The following is a 1,423-nucleotide window of genomic DNA, read 5'->3' as shown; positions in this document are numbered from 1 at the left end:
AGTAGTGCCCCTTAAGGTGGTGTAGCCCACGGTGGCCGGCCCGTCGTTCACGACGTAGGCGCGGTCACCGTGTGATCCTTCGAGAAGTCTCTTACCTCCACTCGAAAGGCATCATCACGATGACCGCACTTCATATTGTCGACCCTGCGAGCGTGCTCGCTGAAGCCCTGACCGACGCGTCTCCGGATCTGATGCGCAGCCTGCTGCAGACCACGATCAACGCGCTGCTGTCTGCGGACGCGGATGCCGTCGTCGGAGCGGAATGGGGAAAGCCCAGCCCTGACCGGACGGCGCAACGGAACGGCTACCGGCACCGAGACCTCGATACCCGGGTCGGCACGATCGACGTCGCGGTCCCGAAGCTCCGCACCGGGACCTACTTCCCGGAATGGCTGCTGGAGCGACGGAAACGAGCCGAGACCGCGTTGATCACCGTCGTCGCGGACTGCTACCTCGCCGGGGTATCGACCCGCCGGATGGACAAGCTCGTGAAGACCCTCGGGATCCACAGCCTGTCGAAGTCACAGGTCTCCCGGATGGCGGCTGACCTCGACGAGCACGTCGACCAGTTCCGGCACCGCCCGCTCGACGACGCCGGTCCGTTCACGTTCGTCGCCGCCGACGCGCTCACGATGAAGGTTCGCGAGGGCGGACGAGTGATCAACGCGGTCGTGCTCGTCGCGACCGGCGTCAACGGTGACGGGCGCCGCGAAGTCCTCGGCCTGCGGGTCGCGACCAGTGAGACCGGGGCGGCGTGGAACTCGTTCTTCGCTGACCTCGTCGCCCGCGGCCTCGGCGGAGTTCGCCTGGTCACCAGCGACGCGCACGCAGGTCTCGTCGAGGCGATCGCGGCGAACCTGCCGGGAGCTGTCTGGCAACGCTGCAGGACCCACTACGCGGCGAACCTGATGAGCGTGACCCCGAAGGCGCTATGGCCGGCGGTGAAAGCGATGCTGCACTCCGTGTACGACCAGCCCGACGCTGATGCCGTGAACGCGCAGTTCGACCGGCTGCTGGACTACGTCGACGGAAAGCTCCCCGCCGCGCACGAGCACCTCGACAACGCGAGAGCAGACATCCTCGCGTTCACCGGATTCCCCGAGGGACTCTGGCAGCAGATCTGGTCCAACAACCCCAACGAGCGCCTCAACCGAGAGATCCGCCGCCGCACCGACTCCGTCGGCATCTTCCCGAATCGCGACGCGATCATCCGCCTCGTCGGCGCAGTCCTCGCCGAACAGACCGACGAATGGGCCGAAGGCCGCCGCTACCTCGGCCTCGAGATCCTCGCCAAGTCCCGCCTCACCCTCGTCCCCGACACCGCAGAGGAGGCGACCACCGACACCATCCTCGAGCTCAGCGCCTGACCGAAATCAACACCGAAGGATCACCGATCGCTACACCACGTCACGGGGCTTGACCG

Annotated in this window: 1 protein-coding gene; it reads left to right on the top strand. The window is 66.6% G+C overall.

Annotation, left to right across the window (positions count from 1 at the left end):
* The first annotated feature begins 119 nt into the window (after positions 1 to 119).
* A complete protein-coding gene (locus PLL68_RS15185; protein WP_324535537.1) occupies positions 120 to 1,367 on the top strand; it encodes an IS256 family transposase in 1,248 nt (415 codons plus the stop codon).
* The last annotated feature ends 56 nt before the right edge of the window (positions 1,368 to 1,423 follow it).

This window comes from Ornithinibacter sp. (genome assembly GCF_035443565.1).
GTDB lineage: Bacteria > Actinomycetota > Actinomycetes > Actinomycetales > Dermatophilaceae > Fodinibacter.
Note: the sequence above shows the minus strand (reverse complement) of the source record. Positions and strands in the feature narration are given on the sequence as shown.